Source organism: Chitinophaga sp. 05T412 (assembly GCF_056396465.1).
Window position 1 is genome coordinate 52,533 of sequence record NZ_JBFTLN010000009.1, and the last position, 22,359, is coordinate 74,891.

Genomic DNA, 22,359 nt, shown 5'->3' on the forward strand with positions numbered 1-22,359 from the left:
ATCCCAAACTGCGCCATATGAAATATTCCTTTTTGCTGATGTTCAGCGCCACTGTATTGATTTGTGCCGGATGTAATAGTCGGTCTAAAGCACCCGTTTCGCGAAGTATGACAATTGCTGAAGTGAAGCCCCCTAATGAAGAAGCTTCAACGGATGAGAAAGAGCTGTTGGCAGCACCCGATGATAATAAATATACCGCCGCGGTACCCATCTCCCAAAAAATTATCAAAAATGGCAGGCTTTCTTTTGCTACCTCCGATTTCGATGCATGTAGAAGTCGTATAGTCGATACCGTTAAGAAATACGGGGGCTATATCGCCAATGAAAATCAGGCAAACGGACGTTTGCAATTGCGTAATGAGCTGGAAATAAAAGTACCGGCCGCAGTATTTGAACAATGCCTGGAAGCGCTGACAGGAGGCGCATCGCGGATAGATGAAAAAAGCATTACCTCTCAGGATATTACTGCGGAATATGTAGACATCGATGCACGCATGAAAGCGCGGCTGGCCGTAGAGCAACGGTATCTGCAGATATTGCAGCAGGCAAAAAAAGTAGAAGATATATTGGCTGTAGAAGCGCAGTTGAAAACTATCCGGGAAGATATAGAAGCAGCCAAGGGCCGCCTCCAATACATGGATCACCATGTGGCCTATAGCAGCATACAGCTTACTTATTATCAAACATTAGCCAATTCAGATCCGCAGGCGCCGGGATTTTTCCGGCAGTCGTGGTTATCCCTGCAGGAAGGCTGGAATGGTATTTTATCGTTTGCGCTGGGAATATTAACTGTATGGCCTTTGCTGCTTGGTATTGTTTTTCTTGTTATTTTTATAAGACGAGGAATAAGAAAATGGAAATTAAAAAAGGCCATTGCCCAAACCCCAACTAACGTAAACCTATAAACGAATTAACATGAAACCAAGATTGGTGGTGCTGACCGGAGCCGGCATCAGTGCAGAAAGCGGCCTCCGGACCTTCCGTGATACAGATGGATTATGGGAAGGCTATGATGTGTACGAAGTGGCCTCTCCGAAAGGCTGGGAAAAGAACCCGGCACTGGTACAGGAATTTTATAACGGTCGCCGTAAAGATGTAATGGCGGCCCTGCCCAACGCCGCTCATACCGGACTGGCGCAGCTGGAAGAAAAATTCGATGTACGGATTATTACCCAGAATATCGACGATCTGCACGAACGCGGCGGCTCCAGCAGTGTACTACACCTGCATGGAGAAATTTTCAAAATGCGCAGCGTGATCAACGATGAGCTGATCTATGATATCAGAGGCGATATCAAAATGGGCGACCTGGCCGCTGACGGCGGACAATTACGTCCGCATATTGTGTGGTTCGGGGAAGCGGTTCCGATGATTGAAAAGGCCGTACAGGAAGTACAGGCGGCGGATATTTTCGTGGTAATTGGTACGTCTTTGCAGGTGTACCCTGCGGCGAATCTTTTACAATTTGTAAAGTTCAGAACGCCTACCTATTTCATTGACCGTAAAATTCCGGTGATTGAATCCGGTGTGAACCAGTTCCGCATCGAAAAGCCCGCCACTGAAGGCGTACAGGAATTACTTCAACTTTTATAAAAAGAAAAACCTCCCCGCTCTGGGGAGGTATCACAAGTCCTTGGTGCCCGATAGAGTCCATCATAGGAAAACAATAACTTTCGCTTTATTCAAAGCTTTCCTCAAATCTGATATCGTACTCTTCTAATTCTTTTAGAACGGGGTTATAAATTTCCGGCATCACCGGTATTTGTAAGCCTGTAAGTGTTACTTTTTCCTGGAGTATGAGTTTTGCCATGATACCCAGTGGCAGGCCCACTGTTTTTGCCATGGCAGTATGTATATTGTCTTCACCCTGTACAATCATGTAACTATGCATCCTGGTGGCCATATTGCGGCGTTCGAACTCAATTTCATGCATCATTACAATCATGTCCTTGTCAGCCGGTTCCATTTTTAATTTGTTCTCTACGAGGAATTGTAGGATGTCCGCATTGGTTTGCTCCCCTAAATTTATGACATCTGTACTTAATAACCCCATAAATTTTAGCTGGCGGAGAACTTTCGATTTGGCGCTCACGCTCAGAAACTGGGCGATATTCTCTTCCGGGGTACCTGTTTGTTCCGTAATACGGGCGGTGGTCCATTGGGACCAGGTGAGGTGATCGGTGGCTATTTTAGTAGTGTCTTCCGTTAAACCCAGCTTTATCAGTGCATTCCAGCCTTCGCAGAAGTCGGGGTAGCGGAGAGTGGCGCGCATAAAGGTAGCCAGTTCTTCGAGTTTATACACTTCCATATAGCCGAGAGAGTCGCGGTTGGGGTAGAAGGCCAGTTTCCCTAAACCAGGTACCTGTATGGTTTTGGTATGGTCGAAGAGGTGTTCGTAGGCGACTTCTTTTACCTTTCCTTTTTCTTTATAGGTAGCGCCGGAACTGCCTGCCAACACAATGTTGCGGGCATTCCAGGACACTTTATACTGCCAGGGATTGTCGTTGCTATCCGGTGAAATCAGGCCACCACAGTAGGATTTAAAGGAAAATATCTGGCCGCCTTTTTTCTCAATGGAATGAATGAGTTTCATGGCGGACATATGGTCTATACCGGGGTCCAGGCCCATTTCGTACATAAAAAGCAATCCGGCTTTTTCTATTTCAGGCTGCAATTTTCGTACTTCCGGATCTATATAGGAGGCGGTGAGCAGGTTTTTTTTAGCTTCCAGGCAATCTTTTGCTACGAGGATATGCAGGGAGGCAGGCAGTAAGGAAATGACGAGATCCGTTTCCCGGATCAGTTGTAATCTGGCGGTATGGTCTTTAATATCAAGTGCCGTAGGCGTTGCGTAATATGATTTTCCTGTTTTGGACTTGATAAGCGACAGGTCGTGATCGGCTACGGTAACATGCCATTTTTGTCTGGGCGCATTTGTTAACAGATAATCAATCAGACTGGTGGCCGATTTTCCGGCGCCAAACAACAGTATGTTCTTCATGGTGTTCTTTAGAAAAGTGATTAAGAATCAGGGGAATAACAGCTCTTTTGATACTAATGTTCGAATTTAAAAGCCCATTCGGATTTATTCTTATTATATATATGTTTTCCGTTGATTCGACGTATTGATTTTCAGTTGGTTAGAAACAAATACTTTGCCAATATTTATATTCTAATATATTAAACCAGCTTAACATATTGCGGATAAATTAAAATCAGGGTAATTATCTATAACGTAAATGGAATATAAATGGTTGTCATTCATTGATTAAATCAATCATATATCGATCTTGCAATATAATCGTTAATCCCTATGGTCCTTTTTATTCACATTTCTTGATTTTTAGGTCAAAATAAGGGCTGAAATGGCTATATTTGCCTTTATCTGTTTTGAGCAGAAAAAACTGTAAATCAACACACAAAATGACAGAGCATACGGAAAATCAGCAGGAAGGGAGAATTGTCCAGATAAACATCGAGGAGCAGATGAAAACGGCTTACATAGATTACTCTATGTCCGTGATCGTTGGACGTGCCTTGCCCGATGTAAGAGATGGTTTGAAGCCTGTACACCGCCGTGTTTTATTCGGAATGAATGAACTCGGGAACCACAGTAACAAAGCCTACAAGAAATCAGCGCGTATTGTGGGTGAAGTAATGGGTAAATATCACCCTCACGGTGATGCTTCCATTTACGACACCATTGTACGTTTGGCGCAGCCCTGGAGTATGCGCTATCCGATGGTGGATGGTCAGGGTAACTTCGGTTCGGTGGATGGCGACATGCCGGCAGCGATGCGTTACACGGAAATCCGTCTGCAGAAGATTGCAGAAGCCATGTTGGAAGACATTGAAAAAGAAACAGTGGACTTCACCAATAACTTCGATGATACCCTCGAAGAGCCTACTGTATTACCCACCCGTATCCCCAATCTGTTGGTAAACGGTGCTTCTGGTATCGCTGTAGGTATGGCCACCAACATTATGCCGCATAACCTCAATGAGGTAGTGGATGGTGCGATTGCCTATATCGAAAACAGAGATATCACGATCGAAGAACTGATCAAACATGTAAAAGCACCTGACTTCCCAACAGGCGGTGTTATTTACGGTTTTGAAGGCGTTAAGCAGGGTTTTGAAACCGGTAGGGGCAGAGTAGTGGTAAGAGGTAAAATCACCTCAGAAACGGCTAAAAATGGCCGTGAAAAGCTGGTGATTTATGAGCTGCCTTATCAGATCAACAAAGCCGTGTTGCACCAGAAAATTGCACAGCTGGTAAACGATAAAATTATTGAAGGCATTTCCGATGTACGTGACGAAAGTGATCGTGAAGGGATGCGACTGGTAATTGATCTGAAAAGAGAAGCCATCTCTAATGTGATCATCAACCAGTTATTTAAATATTCAGAACTGCAAACATCTTATGGTATCAACAACGTGGCACTGGTAAAAGGCCGTCCGCGTATCCTGAACCTGAAAGATATGATTGCGGAATTCATCGACTTCCGTCATGAAGTAGTGGTAAGAAGAACCCGCTTTGACCTGCGTAAGGCAGAAGAAAAAGCACACATCCTTGCCGGCTACCTGATTGCACTGGATCATCTGGACCAGGTGATTGCCCTGATCCGCGCTGCGGCCACTCCGGAAGTAGCAAAAGATGGATTGATGAGCGAATTCGGATTGTCTGAAGTACAGTCGAAAGCCATACTGGAATTGCGTTTACAACGTTTGACCGGCATGGAACGCGATAAGATCCGCGCTGAGTACGATGAGATCATGAAACTGATCTCTTACCTGAAAGATGTACTGAACGATGAAGCTTTACGTATGAAAATCATCCGTGAAGAACTGGAAGAAGTGAAGAAGAAATTCGGTGACGAACGTAAAACAGAAATCCAGTACCTCGCCAGCGAAATGAGAATTGAAGATATCATTGCAGAAGAAGACGTGGTGATCACCATTTCTCACCTGGGTTATATCAAACGTACCTCTGCTTACGACTATCGTCAGCAGAAACGTGGCGGACGTGGCGCCATCGGCGGTAAAACACGTGACGAGGATTACATCGAACACCTGTTTGTGGCCTCTACGCACCATACCATGCTGTTCTTCACGGAAAAAGGCCGTTGCTACTGGCTGAAAGTATACGAAATTCCGGATGGAGAAAAGAGCGGTAAAGGACGTGCCATTCAGAATATGATTCAATTGCCGGCTGATGATAAAATCCGCGCTATCATTGATATCAAAGACCTGAGCGATAAGGACTTTATCAACAATCACTATATCGTACTTTGTACCAAGAAAGGTATCATCAAAAAGACCATGGTGGAAGAATTCTCCCGCCCACGTCAGAATGGTGTAAATGCCATCACTATCAATGAAGGCGATGAGCTGCTGGAAGCCAAACTGACGACTGGCGACAGCCAGATCATGATGGCCATTCAGAGTGGTCGTGCCATCCGCTTCCCTGAAGCAACCGTACGCGACACCGGTCGTGGTGCGATTGGTGTAAGAGGAATTGAGGTGGATAGCGACAACGACGAAGTGGTTGGTATGGTTTGTGTGAATAAGGAGGACGATCAGAAAACAATTCTGGTAGTGTCTGAAAAAGGTTTCGGTAAACGTACCAACATCGAAGAATATCGGATTACCAATCGTGGTGGTAAAGGGGTGAAAACCATCAACATCACGGAAAAAACCGGTAACCTGATTGCCGTCCTCGATGTAACGGAAAAACACGATCTGATGATCACCTGTAAGTCAGGTATCACCATTCGTATGGCCGTTGCCGATATTCGGGAAGCCGGTCGTGCCACACAAGGTGTGCGTTTGATCCGACTGGATGATAATGATGAAATAGCTGCTGTAGCACGCCTGGATGAACAGGAAGAAGAAGTAGAAATCCTGGAAGGCGAAGAAGGTAGTGAAAACGCCGCTGTAGCCACAGAAGATCAGGCACCTGATCAGGCATCTGAAGGAAATGATGCTGCTCCCGAAGAAGCGGACAGCAATGATGCCGAAACTAACGAATAACTAATCCAAGCAGGCAACTTACCTTGATAGACAAGCAGTTGCCTGCTTCTAATAAAAAGTATAGCCAGCTCTAGTGGTAACCCGGTTGCTGGTTGTATTATTATTTATTAGGAGCACCATACTCTTATTGTAATCAGCAACTAAAAAAACAAAAGCATGAAAAAATTATTGGTCTCTCTTCTCTTTTGCACGGCCGGTCTATCGGTAATGGCACAACGTGCAAAAGTTAGCAGTGCGGATGAGAACCTGAAGAAGCAGGATCTGGAAAAAGCTAAAGCGGATATTGACGCGGCGTTACAGAATGATAAAACCAAAAACGAGGCTAAAACATGGCTGGTAGATGGTAAGATCCTTGAGGCAATGGGCACCAAGCAAAAAAATGCTGCACTGGCAGGTGAAGCTTTTTCCGCTTTCAAAAAAGCGCTGGAAATTGATCCTAAAATGAAAGAGGCGGTTCTCGAAATGAACCAACCCCTGTTTAACGTATATGCTACCATCGCTAACGCTGGTTACGCTAACCTGAACGAACAGAAATGGGATTCCTCTCTCATCAACTTCAAACACGCCTTTGAAGTAGCTGACTTCTACAACAGCAAAAACTTAGGTGGTTCTATTCCTACCGATACTGCGCTCACTTTCTACGTAGGTTACGCTGCTAACCAGGCAGGCAAAAAAGATGACGCTTTCACTTACCTGAAAAAAGCAGTAGACCTGCAATTCAAAGGTGAACCAGCACTCTACGTTATCCTGGGTCAGCTGTACGAAGAAAAAGGTGATCAGGCTAACTGGCTGAAAACCATCGAAACCGCTAAAGCTGTATTCCCTAAGGATAAACGTTTTAACGATATGGAAATGGCTTTCTACAGCAAAACCGGTAAGACAAACGAATTACTCGGTATGCTGGAAAAGAAAATTGCCGATAATCCAAGCGATGAAGCTGCGGTACTGGACTACGCTATCCGTGTAGACAACCTGGCTAATCCACGCGATGAGAAAGGTAACGATGCTCCTAAACCAGCTAACTACGAAGAACTGATCGGTAAAGCCGAAGCAGCTTATAAGAAAGCGATCGAAATGAACCCTGCTGATGCTACAGCTAACTTCCAGCTGGGTGCACTGTACTTCAACCGCGCTGTTGTGTACAACAAAGATCTGAACGCACTGGATAGCAAACAACAGTCTTCTCCTAAAGCCAAAGAATTGCAGGGTAAAGTAGAAGGTCTGATGAACCAGGCATTGCCTTTCTTCGAAAAAGCGGATGCTGGTTTCACTGCGAAAGGCAGCAGCCTGGAGCAAAGCGACAAACAAACCTACGAAAGCTGCTTATATGCTTTGCAGAAGATCTATGCGATCAAAAACAACACTGCTAAAGTAGAAGAAGTGAAGAAGAAACTGGATGGGTTGAAATAATAGCACCCACTATACATATTTTGTAAAAGAGTCTGCCGCAAGGTGGACTCTTTTTTGTGGAGCATAAAGCAGAAGGCATAAAGCAAAAAGCTATTGAGGCGATTAATAAGAGCGAGTATACTAATTACTTATCCGCTTTTATTAATCGCCTCAATAGCTTTTTGCTTTGCGCTTTTAGCACCACAAAAAAATCCCGTCTACCTGAGGCAGACGGGACAAATAACTCAAACGCTGTATGGCTTAAATTATGCTTTTTTAGCTGCAGGTTTAGCTTCAGCTTTCTTAGCAGTTTTAGCAGCTTTCTTAGTAGTGTCAGCAGCAGGTTTTGCTTCAGCTTTAGCTTCAGTTTTAGCTTTTTCTTTCTTAGCTGGTTTAGCAGCAGGAGCTTGTGCGAAAGAAGCAGCAGAAATGCTCATTACCAGTACAGCGGCGATCAGGCTTTTTTTCATGATAATTGTCTTTTTAAATGATTAGATGATGAATGTTATTGTTATAATTTCTATTGTAAAAATACATCAGCCAGGCAGGTGTTAACGGCAGGTTTCGGTGAATCGGGAATTACTGTCGTTGAACAGGGAAAAATGTACGGTAATGTGTAAACGGAGCTAGAGTAAAATATTGATGGCCTCCTGTACAGCCTGTATACACAGGTGTTTCAGGGTATTAAACTGACCGGCTACTACCTGGGGATGGTAGTTGTTTTCCTGCAGCTTTTCCAGTGGTTCCAGGATAGGATAGAGGTGGGTTTCCAGTCCTATAAAAGATACCGTGGTTTTCAGGTTATGGGCGTTGGCACGAATGGCCGGGATGTCTTCTGCAACGACTGCTTTTTTAAGGAGCGACAATTCTTCCGGGAGCTGTGCAATGAATTGTTCCAGCATGGTTCTTTCAAAATTGAGGTTACCATTTGAAAGATCGTGGAGGTAGTGCATATTCAGCAGTTGTTGGGAAGTGCCGTTTTCATGCGCATGCACGGGTAGTTCCCGTGGGGGCAACTTGCCGATGTATACCTGGATCATCCGGTATAATTCGTCTTCTACAATGGGCTTCGAAATATATTCATTCATCCCCATCTGCAAACATTTCTCTCTTTCTCCTGCCATGGCATGGGCCGTCATCGCAATCACAGGGATGGTGGAATGCAATTCATTGCGGATGGCTTGTACTGCCGAGTAGCCGTCCATTTCCGGCATTTGAATATCCATCAGTACCAGGTCGTAATGCTGCTTTTCCAGGGCTTGTAAAACCTCTTTACCGTTATTGACAATTTTAAATTGCAGCTGCCAGCTACTGAGCAAATGGCGCAGCAGGTTCTGGTTCATTTTGTTATCTTCTGCCACCAGCAAACGTACATCCGGATGCAGGGGCAGCTGGTCGTTATCCGTGAAATAGGTATTCACTTCTTCCGACAGCGATTCCCCTAAAGTGTAGGGGAGTTCTACTTTAAAGGTAGCGCCTTCTCCGGCTTTGCTTTCTACTGAAATAAAACCGTTCTGTAATTCTATGAGTTGCTTTACAATGGTGAGGCCCAGGCCGGTGCCGCCGAATTTGCGGGTGGTAGAGGCTTCGGCCTGATTAAAGCGGTCGAAAATACTATGTAATTTGGAGGCGTCTATACCGATGCCGGTATCACTAACGGTAAACAATATACGCACTGAATTTTCTTCTGCCCAGATCTTGGTTACATGAATGCGAACTTCGCCTTCGTGCGTGAATTTAACGGCATTGCTGGTAAGGTTAATGAGTACCTGGGTCAGTCGCATTACATCTCCATATAAAATATCCGGTACTTCCTCATCAATGGTGACCGATAACTGGAGATGCTTTTCTTCGGCCTTGGGTCTGAACATGGTATTCACACCGTGCAGTACGCTGCGCAAGCTAAAAGAAGTTGCTTCTATGCGTATCATACCGGATTCTATTTTAGAAATATCCAGTATGTCATTGATGATTTCCAACAGGCTTTGTCCGGCATTTTCGATGGCGCCAACGTATTCTTTTGATTTATCGTTGAGTGGTTGTGCTTTCAGCAGATGTGTGAAGCCCAGCACGGCGTTCATTGGTGTACGGATTTCATGGCTCATATTCGCCAGGAACTGGTCTTTTACGGCGGCCAGCTTCTTTTCCTGTTGCTGTGAGGCATCGAGGGCTTCAATGAGTTGTTCCTGCCGGTGGATACGGCTGGTAATATATAAGAAAGCCAGCAGGCTGGTTAAGCAGGCAAAGAATACCAGTACGGTTCCCCAGCTTTGTGCTTTTTGGCCGCTGCTGTCGATCAGGTGGGTGGTGCGGTTTACTTCTGTTTGCCGGGTGGTATCCAGTTGCCGGATAATGCTGGTAATGGCTTCACCGAGTCGTTTCCCTTTCTGGTTATTGATCATTCTTTCAGCAGCCCATTTTCCATTGCTGTAAAAGGTATCCAATACCATCAGGTTAAAGTTGTTCTTCTCATCCACCAGATAATTGAGCTGGGTGAGGAGTTTTTCGGTGCTATCGTTTTTGATGATTTTATTAATCTCTTTGAGGTCGGCTTTGATGATGGCAATTTCTGCTTCGATGCCGGTAATATGGGTGGTATCCTGGGAAATAACGGCCCCGCGTACTTTGCTGTCGGTTTTGGCCATATTGGTTTGCAGCTTCTGCAGCTCATTTTTTACATTCAGTTCCTGCAGGAGTTGTTCGTTGCCTTTGATCAGCTTGCGGATGTTGTTGGAAGAATTAAACTGCAGCACAACAAATAACACCATTCCCGTAATGAACAGGCCGAGAAGGTAATATTTGATTTTTTTTGGCTGCATGACAGTTTAGTACATATAAACGCTGATATAGGAATGCCGGTTCATTAACGAAGGAATAAAAGTAGGAAATTATTCCGTAGTTCTTCAGACATTTAGCCTCAGAGCATCACTACTCTGAGGCTAAAGATCCTTACAATTCAATTCAGTAACGAATTGTGATTATTTTGCTTTTGGTGCAGCTGGAGTTGCAGCAGGTTTTGCTGCATGGTGATGATGATGTTTTTTATGAGCAGGAGCTTTCGCAGATGCTTCTTTCTTTACTTCTTTTTTAGTAGGTGTTGTTGTTTGAGCAAAAGATGATGCACTCATAAACAACATAGCTGCAGCGATGATAATACCAAACTTTTTCATGGTTGTATACTTTAATTAGTGATCAATTGTTTGACGACCTAAAGATACATCCACCTTACCCGTGGTTACACAACTTATGGCCCAACAGGCAGCAGCTATCGGTCAAAAAGGAGAAAGTGTCGTTGAGTTACAGCAGGTTCAGTTTATTATTCAGGGCGGAGCGGTATGCATCCGCCACTGGGATGGCATTCTTTTGAATAAGAATGGTCCCGTCTTCTATAGATTCGATTTTGTCAAGCGCTACAATATAGGAGCGGTGTACCCGCATAAATTTGCCAGCAGGCAGCTTTTCTTCCAGCGCTTTTAAAGTAGTATGGATGGCATGGAATTTCTGTGGTGTATTGAGTTTTACATAATCGCCCATGGCTTCCAGAAACAGGATGTCTTCTGTCCGGATTCTCTTTAACACGCCATTATCCCGGATGAAAACAAACTCGGTATCGGATACCTGTATTTCCCGGCTGGTGCTATCCATGATTTCCCGGGCTTTTTCGATGGCCTGAATAAAGCGGGCCGGTTGTACCGGTTTGATCAGGTAGTCGGCTACATTTAATTCAAAAGCTTCTACCGCGTATTCGGTTTTTACGGTGGTAAAAATGATCACAGGGCGTTTTTTGCCCAGGTTGCGGGTGAGCTCCAGGCCACTCATGCCTGGCATTTCAATATCCAGCAATAACAGGTCTACTTTCTCTTTCTGCAAAAGATTATAAGCTTCCATGGCGCTGCTGCATTCGCCCACTACCTGCAGTTGCTCTACATGGCTGGCAAGCTGCCGCATGGCCGTACGGGCCAGCTTATTATCATCTACTATCAGGCAATTCATGCGGCTAATTTAAGTACAAATCATAATATAAAATCATCTCAGCCGCAACTATGATGCAGTTTTTTTCGGGAGAGTTATACTTTTAATTTTTACATTTGTACACATGAGGTGGTTGCTTTATATATTTAGCTGTTACATACTGTTGCTGTCGTGCATGCCCTGCACCGACAACAATGGCATTACCAGCACCTCCAAAGCACCTGCTGCACTACTAAGCACCTCTCACCACCACGAATCATCGCAACCGGATTTTTGCTCTCCTTTATGTATATGCAGTTGCTGTAATGTACAGGTAACACCGGGTGCCCCTCTAACCGTTTATTTTTATGTACAACAAGCCGTCATCGACTATCCTGTGATGCCGGTTAATCCACTTCCTTCTTCCTTCGATAACATCTGGCAGCCGCCCCAGCTGGTTTAATACGGTTTTACGGAATGTTTTTGCTATGAGCATATCCGCATCACTATAAGATGCAGATATGGTTCAGGTACTTCATTTTTATTACTTATTGAATCAATCATGCTGGATAAGATTATTCGTTTCTCTGTGAGGAACAAATTGGTTATAGGTATCCTCACGCTTATATTAGCGGCTTGTGGTATCTACTCACTGTTACGCCTACCCGTAGATGCGGTACCGGATATTACCAATAACCAGGTACAGGTCATTACCCAATCGCCTTCTTTGGCCGCCCAGGAAGTAGAAAGGCTCATTACCTTTCCCATCGAACAAACCATGGCCGTGATCCCCGAACTGGCGGAAGTACGGTCTATTTCCAGGTTTGGGCTGTCGGTGGTGACGATTGTATTTCATGACGACGTAGATATTTACTGGGCCAGGCAACAGGTCAACGAAAAGCTGGGAGAAGCTAAAAGCAATATTCCACCAGGGATAGGTACACCTGAAATGTCGCCGATTTCCAGTGGATTGGGAGAAGTGTACCAGTATGTATTGCACCCGCAGAAAGGCTATGAAGATAAGTTCAATGCCCGGGACCTGCGCACTATACAAGACTGGTACGTACGGCGACAGCTGCTGGGTACGCCCGGTGTAGCGGAAGTCAATAGCTTTGGCGGTTTACTGAAGCAGTACCAGGTAACCCTGAACCCTGACAAGCTGCGTAGCTACCAATTGAGTATTGCCGATGTATTTAATGCCCTGGAGCGCAATAATCAGAATACCGGTGGCGCGTACATCGATAAAAAGCCCAACGCTTATTTTATTCGTAGCGAAGGGTTGATCGGCGGACTGGCAGACATAGAAAAGATTGTTATTAAGAATATTCCTAACGGACTGCCGGTATTGGTAAGAGATGTAGCTGCTGTGCAGATCGGCGATGCGGTGCGTTATGGGGCGCTCACCCGTAATGCCAGTGGAGAAGCGGTAGGCGGTATCGTGATGATGCTAAAGGGAAAGAATTCCAAGGAAGTAGTGGAAGCCGTGAAAACGCGCATTACGCAGATACAGAAAACATTGCCGCCGGGTGTGGTAGTAGAGCCTTTCCTGGACAGGAGTGAATTTGTGGGCAGGGCTGTGGGCACGGTACAGAAGAACCTGATAGAAGGTGCACTGATCGTGATTTTCGTGCTGGTGCTATTCCTCGGCAACCTGCGGGCGGGGCTGATTGTAGCCTCCGTTATCCCTTTGTCGATGTTGTTTGCAATCTCCATGATGTATTTGTTTGGCGTATCCGGTAATCTGATGAGCCTTGGTGCTATTGACTTTGGGCTTATTGTGGATGGTGCAGTAATTATCGTGGAAGCCACGCTGCATCACCTGGCGGGTAGAAACAAAACGAAAGGATTGCTGCGATTGTCGCAGGCGGAAATGGATGAAGAGGTATATGATTCCGCCAGTAAAATACGTAGCACAGCTGCCTTCGGCGAAATCATCATCCTCATCGTATACCTCCCTATTCTGGCATTGACAGGGATTGAAGGAAAGATGTTCCGCCCTATGGCGCAAACAGTTTCTTTCGCTATCCTGGGAGCATTTATATTGTCCCTCACTTATGTGCCTATGATGTCGGCTTTATTCCTCAGTAAAAATGGGAAGAATAGGGTCACCATTTCAGACCGGATGATGAACTTCTTCCAGCGTATATACGATCCCGTTATCCGGGGTGCATTACGTATAAAGGCTGTGGTAACAGGTACGGCCATCCTGTTGTTTGTAATAGCATTATTTGTATTTAGTAAGATGGGGGGAGAATTTATTCCTACCCTGGAAGAGGGCGATTTCGCCGTGGAAACGCGTTTGCTCACAGGTAGCTCATTGTCGGAAACCGTTGACAAAGTAAGCCTGGCTTCGGGGATATTAATGAAAAAGTTCCCGGAAGTAAGAGAGGTGATTGGTAAGATCGGTGCTGCGGAAATTCCAACGGACCCCATGCCAATGGAAGCTTGCGACCTGACCATTTTGCTCAAGCCGAAGAAGGAATGGACCAGCGCCCGTTCGCGGGAAGAGCTGGCGAATAAAATGCAGGAAGCACTGGAGGCGATTCCTGGTGTGAGCTTCGGCTTTAGTCAGCCTATCCAGCTTCGGTTCAATGAGCTGATTTCCGGCGTGCGACAGGATGTAGGAATCAAGATATTCGGAGAAGACCTGCCTACACTGGCGGGCCTGGCAGAAAAGATTGGCGCCATTGTAAACCGTACACCCGGCGCCAAAGACCTTTACGTAGAACAAACCGATGGGTTACCACAAATTGTGGTGACGGCCAACAGAGATAAAATAGCCCGCTACGGGCTGGACATTGCCACCATTAACCAGGCTATCAATACCGCATTTGCGGGGCAGAGCGCCGGGCTGGTGTATGAAGGAGAAAAACGTTTCGAGTTGGTACTCCGGCTGGAAAAGGAAAGTCGTCAGCAACTGACGGATGTACAGAATCTTTACATCACCACACCTTCCGGCAACCAGGTACCGCTGGCAGAAGTGGCCGACATTAGTATGACTACGGGACCTAACCAGGTACAGCGGGAAGATGCCAAACGTAGAACTATTGTAGGTTTTAACGTTCGTGGCCGCGATATTACCAGCGTAGTGGCAGACATTGAAAAAGCGATCGGCAAAGAGGTGAAACTGCCGGCAGGATACTTTATCCGTTATGGCGGACAATTCGAAAATCTGAAAGAGGCGAATCAGCGTTTATCCGTGGCCGTGCCTGTGGCCTTGCTGCTTATTTTCGGATTATTGTATTTCACTTTCCACTCCATCAAGCAATCGTTACTCATCTTTACCGCGATCCCGATGTCGGCCATAGGCGGGGTGTTTGCACTCTACCTGAGAGGATTGCCTTTCAGCATTTCCGCCGGGGTCGGCTTTATTGCCTTGTTTGGCGTAGCCGTGTTAAATGGTATTGTGTTGATAGGAGAGTTTAACCGGTTGAAGCAATCCGGCTTGACGGATCTGAACAGCATTGTACTAAATGGAACGGCTACACGCTTACGACCGGTGCTGATGACCGCCTTTGTGGCCTCGCTTGGCTTCTTACCGATGGCACTGGCCACCAGTGCGGGTGCGGAAGTACAGCGTCCATTGGCCACCGTAGTCATTGGGGGATTGATTACTTCTACCTTGCTCACCTTACTGGTATTACCTTGTTTATACCTCTATTTTGAAAAAGGGCTTTCAAAACAAAAGTTATGATGATCAGAATATTTTTCTTTTTACTGCTACCGTTTTCTGTGTTGGCGCAAACATCGCCCATTACGATAGAAACGGCTGTGCAGCAGGCGTTGCAGCAAAATAAAGGATTGAAATCTGCCGGCGCCTCTGTGGATTATTACCGCAAACTGGTGGGTACCAGCGGAGAATTGCCTAAAACGGAAGTGAGCCTGCAATATGGGCAAACCAATAGTTATGTGTCCAGTGACAATAACTATACGGTTTCTCAAACCATTCCGTTTCCTTCGCTGTTTGGCGCTAAGCGCCAACTCAATAATGCCCAGGTAGATAAAGCCGTGTGGCTGAAAGCAGCTACCCAAAATGAGCTGATTTACCAGGTGAAACAGGTATATGTGCAATTGCTGTATCTGCAGGAAGTAAGGGCATTAATTGTACACCAGGATAGTTTGTTTACAAAACTCGTACGCACCGCTGATCTCCGTTACAGAACCGGGGAAAGCAGGATGCTCGAAAAGATAGCCGCAGAGGGCCGTTTGAATGAAGTACGTAATACCCTGCGGCAGAATGAAGCGGATACAAAGATCTATATGGCCCGTTTACAGGCACTGTTAGGCGCCACCGGGGAGTTGACTATTACAGAACGCGCCATTCCGGAAGCCAATTTGTTATTGAGCAGCGATTCCGCAGCCGTGACTGCCAATCCGCAACTGCAATACCTGAAACAGGAAATTGCCATTGCCGAGAAGCAACAGAAAGTGTTCAAGGCAGCGATACTACCGGATATTACGGTGGGCTATTTTAACCAGTCGTTTATTGGCAACCCGTTGAATGCTTCCGGTTCACCTTTGGCCACTAATAGTAATCGTTTCCAGGGATTCCAGGTAGGACTGGCATTGCCGCTGTGGATGGGGCCCCTGAAGGCCAAAGTGAAAGCAGAGGAAAAGCTGCAACAGGTGGCCAGCCTGCGTTATGAAAATAATGTGGTGMAACTGCAGTCACAGTATGAACAGGCCGTACAGCAATTCGTGAAGAACCGCAATAGCCTGGAGTTTTATCAGCGTACTGCTTTGCCCAATATGGAATTGTTGTTGAAGCAATCAGAGAAATCATATAGCAGTGGCGACATTGGCTATGCTGAGTATTTCCTGAATCTGGAACAGGCCCTGGCAGCACAGCAAGGTTATCTGTTGGCAAGAAACGATGTAAAACAAGCGGAATTATACATGGCTTTCCTGGCTGGACAGCCGTAAGCCGCGCTGAATAAAGCCTTCACAGGCGGATGTCCAATTTATTTAAAACGATCCATTATGCAACTAGTTAAGAAATATATCCTGCTCCCTGTTATCACATTGGCCGCTGCTATGCTGGTAGTTTCCTGTGGTAGTAAATCTAAAGTCGGCGAAGCCGCGGATACCCATGATCACGAAGAAGAAACCGGTGTTGTTGAATTAACCGCCGAACAATTTAAGACGGTGGGAATCACCTACGGCAAATTGGAAAACCGCCAGATCAGTGGCGCCTTAAAAGTGAATGGGCTGTTGGATGTTCCACCACAGCAACAAGTGAGCATTGCCGTACCCATGGGTGGTTTTATAAAGCAAACGGAGCTTTTGCAAGGGATGCGGGTAAAGCAGGGAGAGGTAATTGCGGTACTAGAGAACCTGGACTATATACAGCTGCAGCAGGATTACCTGGAAACCAAAAGCCAGCTGGAATATGCCAACAAGGAATATGAGCGTCAACAGGAACTGTCGAAGGAAAACGTGAACGCGCTGAAAACCTTTCAACAGGCCAAGGCAACGTGGCAAACCCTGCTGGCCAAGGAAAATGGACTGCGCCAGAAACTCGGCATGCTGAACGTGAATATCCCGGCGCTGGAGAAGGGAAATATTCAGCGGACCGTGAATGTGGTGAGCCCCATCAGCGGCTACGTTACCCAGGTAAATGTAAACCTGGGCCAGTTTGTAACACCGGCGGATGTGCTGTTTCGGATAGTGAATACTGCGCATTTGCATGCGGAACTGACCGTATTTGAGAAAGATATTCCCAAGCTTAAAATAGGACAGCTGGTGCGTTTTACGCTGGCAAATGAAACAAAACAGCGGGAGGCTACCATCCACCTGATAGGCCGGGAAATCAGCCCGGAAAGAACGGTGCGGGTGCATTGCCACCTGGAGCAGGAAGATACGCAGCTGTTACCAGGTACTTATCTACAGGCACTGATTGAAACCGGCGGCGGGAATGTGAAAGCATTGCCAGATGCAGCTATTGTGGGTTTTGAGAACAAGTCGTATGTATTCCTGAAACAGCCCGGCTCCGATAGCACTTTCCATTTCAAGATGCAGGAAGTGCAGAGAGGCAACACCGAACAAGGATACACCGAAGTGACGTTACCTGCCAATGAATTGGATGCTGAAGTAGTAGTGACCGGGGCCTACGACCTGCTGGCCAAGATGAAAAACAGCGGAGAACATGAAGGCCATTAATACCCGGGGTTTCATCTCTTTAAAATTTAAATAATTTCATATATTTGAAATTATTAATTGATAAGAAGATGAATTATTTAAGATGGCCTATACTAGTGATTACACTGTTGCTCTGCCGGTTCGCAGTTGCCCAGGTGCCTGTAGTAACATTGGGACCTGCCTTTGAAGAACCAGGAGATGGTTGGGATAAGCTGATGCAGCTAAAGAACGGAAACACCGTGTACCTGCATTTTTCTAAGAAAGGAGGGCTGTCGGTATCTTTATACAACGCGCAGCGCGAGTTAATCGTTACCGATACCGTACATACGCAACAGTGGAACAGCAATGATCTTGAGTCGACCGAAATAGACGGCATCTATGAAATAAACGGGCAACCGGTGATCTTCCTGCAGCAATTGGTAAAGTATAACCCGGTCTTATACCGGTTGGTACTGGATGCCCAAACGGGCAAATTGCTGCGGGAAGATAAGCTGGGGGAGCTGCCTTCCGTACAGCATCGCAGTGTATTTGTGGATGATAACCTGGCCTCACATGATATTTATGTAGAGAAAGATCCCAACAGCGACTACTACGCCGTAGCCTTCTTTTCCGGCGCGGCGATTCAAAAAAACGATAGTATTCACGAACGTGTTCAGGTGCTGCATTTCTCACCTGCACATGAAATGATTCACCGGGGCTGGCTATACGTAGCAGATACTTCGTATAGCTATTTCAGTTATATCAATATGGCAGTAGCCGGCCGGGAACATGTATACCTTGGAACCGTTGCTTTCAATGCCAAACGTGGTGATGGAATTGCCGCACCCAAAGTCCTTTTCTCCATGTTGTCACCCGACTCCGTAACTTTTTCCCATCATGTGCTGGATTACTCTATTGGTGCAGGGAACGTAGGCGGATATATTCAAACAGTACCTGGCGCCGCATTGGTGCGGATGTTATTGTATATCCCCGCAAAGCAGAAGGAGGGCGGCAGCGGTATTATCCTGAATACTTTTCAGGCAGCCACCGGTAAGCTAAAGAAACATATGCAGCTGGCCTTTCCCGAGCTGGCCCGCAATGTAGAAATTAACCTGGGCTACAAGGAGCCGTATAAAGGTACACCACAACGGTTACTCCTAAACGAAGATGGCAGCAGCACATTGCTCATGGAAAATCTTTCTTTCTTTAAACAAGGCAATTCGCAAATCAATAAGCTCCATACCAATCTAGGTGATATTGGGATTGCCCAGCTGGATACGATGGGCAGAGAAAACACTACCATGGCGGTTTCCAAGTACCAGGTGATTACGGGGATGTGCGAGCCTTTTCAGCTGCAACGTCGTGCTAAAAGTGAATGGGTGTTCCGTAACAAAATTGCAGCGCTGAATACCAATACCTGGTTATCGTACGACTATATTTCGCGGCCCGCCGCCTCGTTTGTATTGTTCAACGACTACCTGCAATATCTTGATACCGGTGGGTCAGACAGGGTGCGTAAACCGCTGAAGTTTGCCGCAGATGCTAATTTCGTATGCTATCGTTTTTTTAACGGTAAAATGGAAAGACTTTATTTGTTTGGTATGCCGGAGGTCACCAAGGGATATGCGTGTATGATGGGAGCGGCGGATTATAATGCGCAGAGCGCGAGTTATGCGACGGTACTGGTTTCCCGCAAAGGAACAGAGAGAACCGCTCAAATCGCCTGGATAAAATTCTAAATGATAGCTTCCGCGTTGCTTCAATAACGGCAGCGCGGAAGCTATTACAACTCACTCCATCCTGCCGGTATTTCCCCCAGGCGGAATTGGTTCACCGCATTATGCGCCAGCCGCGTAGGCTCCGGCAAGCGATAGCCCCGTATGCATTGTTGTATAATATGCAGGCTTCCAGGAACATCCGTAAGATGTCCGGGAGATACAAAAATCGGTTTGACGTTATTTTTACTGCGTAGTACATTTCCCAGTACTTGCCCCTGCTTATCGGTGAGTGGCGTATAACTTCCTTTCTCTGGCGCCGGTTCTTCATAATTACCAAACAACTTTTTCTTAGCACTGCCAATGGTGGGCAGGTTGGTTAATACCCCGAAATGCGTGGCAATACCCACGCGGCGGGGATGCGCAATGCCATGGCCGTCTACCACCAGGATATCCGGTTTGATGGGCAGTTGCTCCCAGGCATCCAGCAGGGCCGGTACTTCCCGGAAGGCCAGAAAGCCGGGTACATAAGGAAACCGTACTTCTTTTTTTACGAGACTGTAGCCTACGGGCACGAGGGAAGGAAACTGTAACAACACAATACCAGCGTATACGGTAGTACTGAATTTATTGAAAGAAATATCCGCGCCGGCGATATAATTGACAGGATCAGTGTGCGGAACTATTTGTATCTGGTTTTGCATGTCCCGTTGAATGCGCGTGGCTTCCGGTACGGTGAGGTCATCATAGTTAATCATGGATATCGTTATTTAAAAGGCTACTCAGAACAGGGAGAGCTGATCTCCGCTTTGAGGTGTTGCTGGTTTTACCGCTTTCCCAAAAACGGTTCTGCCACCGTATTGCCAGGAGTTTTGACGTTCCTGTTCAATAACTTTTTCAAAATTGGCATTCGGCTCAAAGTCTGCTTCTATTTGCCGGGAGAGTACAGATAATTTCCGGATGGCATCTTTTTTTTCTGACTCACCCACTTTAGCCTTGTGCAGGGCGTCTTTAAGTGTCTGGATGGTTTCGTCATAAATGCGGGTGGGGACCGGAAAAGGATGGCCATCCTTACCTCCATGGGCAAACGAAAACCTGGCCGGGTCTTCAAAGCGGGAAGGGGTGCCATGAATGACCTCACTTACAAGCGTCAGTGATTGTAACGTTCTCGGGCCTACGCCTTCGAGCATCAGCAGGGCTTCAAAGTCGGCCGGATGCGTGTCATGCGCCAGCGCCAGCACGCTGCCCAGTCTTTTCAGATTTACATTTTCTGCTCTCACCTCATGGTGGGAAGGCATAATAAGGTGTTTAATCTCCGGCAGCAGGTCTACGGGCTTCTCAGTGGTGAGTTGCAGTATCCCTGCTTTGGTGCTATCGGCCAGGAGATCCGTCAGGTTGAGGATTTGTCCCTGGTTACGTCCGTATATAAAAGTGTGTGGTGCCGTGGTAAAGGACTTAAACGAGGTAGAATGCCAGTGATAGCGCCTCGCCATGCTGCTGGCGTCGTTCATGCCTTGTTGCACCACGGCCCATTCKCCCTCATCGGATAAAATAAAGGAATGCAGGTACAGCTGGAAGCCATCCTGGATAGCGGTGTTATCTACCTTTGCAGTGAGCTTACTGCTATATACCAGTTGATCGCCGGGAAGGCCTGTTTTATGTGCAATGGCGATGAGTTCTGCCGGGGTTTGTTTGCTATGCCGGCCTTTACCGCCACAGATATAGATACCCAGTTCTGCAGAACGGGGATTGATGGCTTTTTTAAGTGCGCCCATGACGCTGGTAGTGATGCCAGAGGAATGCCAGTCCATTCCTAATACACAGCCTAATGCCTGAAACCAACAGGGATCACTCAGCCGCTTTATCACTTCACCTTTTCCATAATCGGTTACAATAGCCTCTACAATGGCGCCGCCTAAAAGGCTCATGCGCTTTGCCAGCCAGGGTGGTACCTGACCATAGTGTAAAGGCAGATCTGCATATGATGGCATATTATTTCATTAAATACACTTTATAATGGGTTCGACTGCACCTGGTACTGGAAGATGCTTTTGTTCTGCAGCAAAAAGGCATCCAGTTGTTCCATTTTGCTGCGATGACCCCGCACCGCGTAATTTACCTCTATCATATTTTCCTTTCGCACCACCAGCAGTTTCCGGTACTTCAGCTGAAAGCTTTGTAGGATATTTTCAATATCGGTGTGTGGAAATTTCTCTTCATAAAAATATAAAGTGTACAGTCGTTTATCATTTATGGTGGCAATACTTCTTTCTACAAACTCCAGCAAAAACAACACTATTAACGAACCAGCGAGTGCTGCGGCTGCCAGCCAATACTGGCTCATACCTACGGCCATACCTATGGCCGCGGCAATCCAGATCGCTGCTGCGGTAGTAATACCGTCTATGGTGTAGTCGCCTTTGAAAATGACGCCTGCACCAATGAAACCTACGCCGGTAAGGATGTTGGAGGCTACACGGTCGGGCGAGGAGGGAAACCCCAGTTCTGCAGAGAGAATCGTAAATACCGCACTACTCATACATATCAGCGTCATGGTACGCATGCCTGCTGCTTTTCGTTTGTATTCTCTTTCAAGTCCCAGTAATGCTCCCATCACCAATGCGATCAATATCTTCAGCAATTGATCTTCTTCTATGATTTGCAAAACATGTTTCATGCGGTGGAAAATATATTGTTACAAATGTAAGGGTTGGCACAATTCTTTCCAGTAACAAAAAAGTAACAAACAATTAAAGTGTTTGTACCAAAAACTATAAAAGCAACGTTTAGTAACCATAAATTTATTTCGTAATGGAACCCATTTTTTATAAGACCTGTATCGTGTTATGCATCGCCGGTGTACTGAGTATCTTCCTTTTTTCATGTAGTGGTTCAAGAGAAGCGGGTCGTGAAGCTGATTCAGCTGCGGTGGCGATACCCAAGGTAGATAGTACCAGCGTTGTTCCGGTGGATACCACCAAAACAAAGCGGGATACCGCCCATTTATAAGTGGGCTGCCCAAATGCGGCGAGGAGCCATTTATCCCCGTGAGGGCTCTTCCCGGTGTGGTACAGGAACAGAAGATTCATCCAAAAACAGATCACGGCGTCCCTAAGCCCGTGATACAACGCCTCCGGATTTGTACGGTAAGTCC

General features: G+C 46.3%; 18 protein-coding genes. 10 read left to right on the forward strand and 8 right to left on the reverse strand.

The window, feature by feature from the left end:
- Positions 1 to 17: 17 nt before the first annotated feature.
- Positions 18 to 905, forward strand: a complete 888-nt coding sequence (locus AC1DFM_RS20075; protein ID WP_477078534.1) for a DUF4349 domain-containing protein — start codon at positions 18 to 20, stop codon at positions 903 to 905.
- 10 nt (positions 906 to 915) lie between these two features.
- Positions 916 to 1,593 (forward strand): SIR2 family NAD-dependent protein deacylase, encoded by a 678-nt coding sequence (locus AC1DFM_RS20080; protein WP_477078535.1) that lies wholly within the window; start codon positions 916 to 918, stop codon positions 1,591 to 1,593.
- 85 nt (positions 1,594 to 1,678) lie between these two features.
- On the opposite strand, the gene AC1DFM_RS20085 is transcribed toward AC1DFM_RS20080, so the two are convergent.
- Positions 1,679 to 3,001, reverse strand: coding sequence for a saccharopine dehydrogenase C-terminal domain-containing protein (locus AC1DFM_RS20085; RefSeq protein WP_477078536.1), 1,323 nt, complete (start codon positions 2,999 to 3,001; stop codon positions 1,679 to 1,681).
- Positions 3,002 to 3,423: 422 nt separating this feature from the next.
- On the opposite strand from AC1DFM_RS20085, the gene gyrA reads away from it, so the two are divergent.
- Positions 3,424 to 6,033: a DNA gyrase subunit A gene (gyrA, locus tag AC1DFM_RS20090; protein WP_477078537.1), complete on the forward strand. Its 2,610-nt coding sequence runs from the start codon at positions 3,424 to 3,426 to the stop codon at positions 6,031 to 6,033.
- Positions 6,034 to 6,189: 156 nt separating this feature from the next.
- Positions 6,190 to 7,443: a tetratricopeptide repeat protein gene (locus tag AC1DFM_RS20095; protein WP_477078538.1), complete on the forward strand. Its 1,254-nt coding sequence runs from the start codon at positions 6,190 to 6,192 to the stop codon at positions 7,441 to 7,443.
- Positions 7,444 to 7,688: 245 nt separating this feature from the next.
- Here AC1DFM_RS20095 and AC1DFM_RS20100 read toward each other — a convergent pair whose 3' ends face one another.
- From AC1DFM_RS20100 to AC1DFM_RS20115, 4 genes are all read right to left on the reverse strand, one after another.
- Entirely contained in the window at positions 7,689 to 7,892 is a 204-nt protein-coding gene (locus AC1DFM_RS20100; RefSeq protein ID WP_477078539.1) for a hypothetical protein, read from the reverse strand.
- 156 nt (positions 7,893 to 8,048) lie between these two features.
- Positions 8,049 to 10,241 (reverse strand): hybrid sensor histidine kinase/response regulator, encoded by a 2,193-nt coding sequence (locus AC1DFM_RS20105; RefSeq protein WP_477078540.1) that lies wholly within the window; start codon positions 10,239 to 10,241, stop codon positions 8,049 to 8,051.
- Positions 10,242 to 10,400: 159 nt separating this feature from the next.
- Positions 10,401 to 10,592 carry a hypothetical protein gene (locus AC1DFM_RS20110; protein ID WP_477078541.1) on the reverse strand — a complete coding sequence of 64 codons (192 nt, stop codon included), beginning with the start codon at positions 10,590 to 10,592 and terminating at the stop codon, positions 10,401 to 10,403.
- 127 nt (positions 10,593 to 10,719) lie between these two features.
- Positions 10,720 to 11,415 (reverse strand): LytR/AlgR family response regulator transcription factor, encoded by a 696-nt coding sequence (locus tag AC1DFM_RS20115; RefSeq protein ID WP_477078542.1) that lies wholly within the window; start codon positions 11,413 to 11,415, stop codon positions 10,720 to 10,722.
- 103 nt (positions 11,416 to 11,518) lie between these two features.
- On the opposite strand from AC1DFM_RS20115, the gene AC1DFM_RS20120 reads away from it, so the two are divergent.
- The 5 genes from AC1DFM_RS20120 (at position 11,519) to AC1DFM_RS20140 (ending at position 19,229) form a co-directional block, all read left to right on the forward strand.
- Positions 11,519 to 11,836: a DUF6660 family protein gene (locus AC1DFM_RS20120; RefSeq protein WP_477078543.1), complete on the forward strand. Its 318-nt coding sequence runs from the start codon at positions 11,519 to 11,521 to the stop codon at positions 11,834 to 11,836.
- A gap of 99 nt (positions 11,837 to 11,935) precedes the next feature.
- Entirely contained in the window at positions 11,936 to 15,067 is a 3,132-nt protein-coding gene (locus tag AC1DFM_RS20125; RefSeq protein WP_477078544.1) for an efflux RND transporter permease subunit, read from the forward strand.
- Positions 15,064 to 16,296: a TolC family protein gene (locus tag AC1DFM_RS20130; protein ID WP_477078545.1), complete on the forward strand. Its 1,233-nt coding sequence runs from the start codon at positions 15,064 to 15,066 to the stop codon at positions 16,294 to 16,296. Before AC1DFM_RS20125 ends, AC1DFM_RS20130 begins: the two co-directional genes overlap by 4 nt.
- 57 nt (positions 16,297 to 16,353) lie before the next feature.
- The gene (locus AC1DFM_RS20135) at positions 16,354 to 17,532 is read left to right on the forward strand and encodes an efflux RND transporter periplasmic adaptor subunit (protein WP_477078546.1); all 1,179 of its coding nucleotides are present in this window, start codon (positions 16,354 to 16,356) and stop codon (positions 17,530 to 17,532) included.
- 68 nt (positions 17,533 to 17,600) lie between these two features.
- A complete protein-coding gene (locus tag AC1DFM_RS20140) occupies positions 17,601 to 19,229 on the forward strand; it encodes a hypothetical protein (protein WP_477078547.1) in 1,629 nt (542 codons plus the stop codon).
- Positions 19,230 to 19,273: 44 nt separating this feature from the next.
- On the opposite strand, the gene nfi is transcribed toward AC1DFM_RS20140, so the two are convergent.
- From nfi to AC1DFM_RS20155, 3 genes are read right to left on the reverse strand one after another with little or no spacing between them, the layout of a single operon-like run.
- The gene (nfi, locus tag AC1DFM_RS20145) at positions 19,274 to 19,963 is read right to left on the reverse strand and encodes a deoxyribonuclease V (RefSeq protein ID WP_477078548.1); all 690 of its coding nucleotides are present in this window, start codon (positions 19,961 to 19,963) and stop codon (positions 19,274 to 19,276) included.
- 24 nt (positions 19,964 to 19,987) lie between these two features.
- Positions 19,988 to 21,196 carry a DUF763 domain-containing protein gene (locus AC1DFM_RS20150; protein ID WP_477078549.1) on the reverse strand — a complete coding sequence of 403 codons (1,209 nt, stop codon included), beginning with the start codon at positions 21,194 to 21,196 and terminating at the stop codon, positions 19,988 to 19,990.
- 20 nt (positions 21,197 to 21,216) lie between these two features.
- Positions 21,217 to 21,882, reverse strand: a complete 666-nt coding sequence (locus AC1DFM_RS20155; protein WP_477078550.1) for an MgtC/SapB family protein — start codon at positions 21,880 to 21,882, stop codon at positions 21,217 to 21,219.
- Positions 21,883 to 22,016: 134 nt separating this feature from the next.
- Here AC1DFM_RS20155 and AC1DFM_RS20160 point away from each other — a divergent pair, with 134 nt between their 5' ends.
- Positions 22,017 to 22,214, forward strand: a complete 198-nt coding sequence (locus tag AC1DFM_RS20160) for a hypothetical protein (RefSeq protein WP_477078551.1) — start codon at positions 22,017 to 22,019, stop codon at positions 22,212 to 22,214.
- The last annotated feature ends 145 nt before the right edge of the window (positions 22,215 to 22,359 follow it).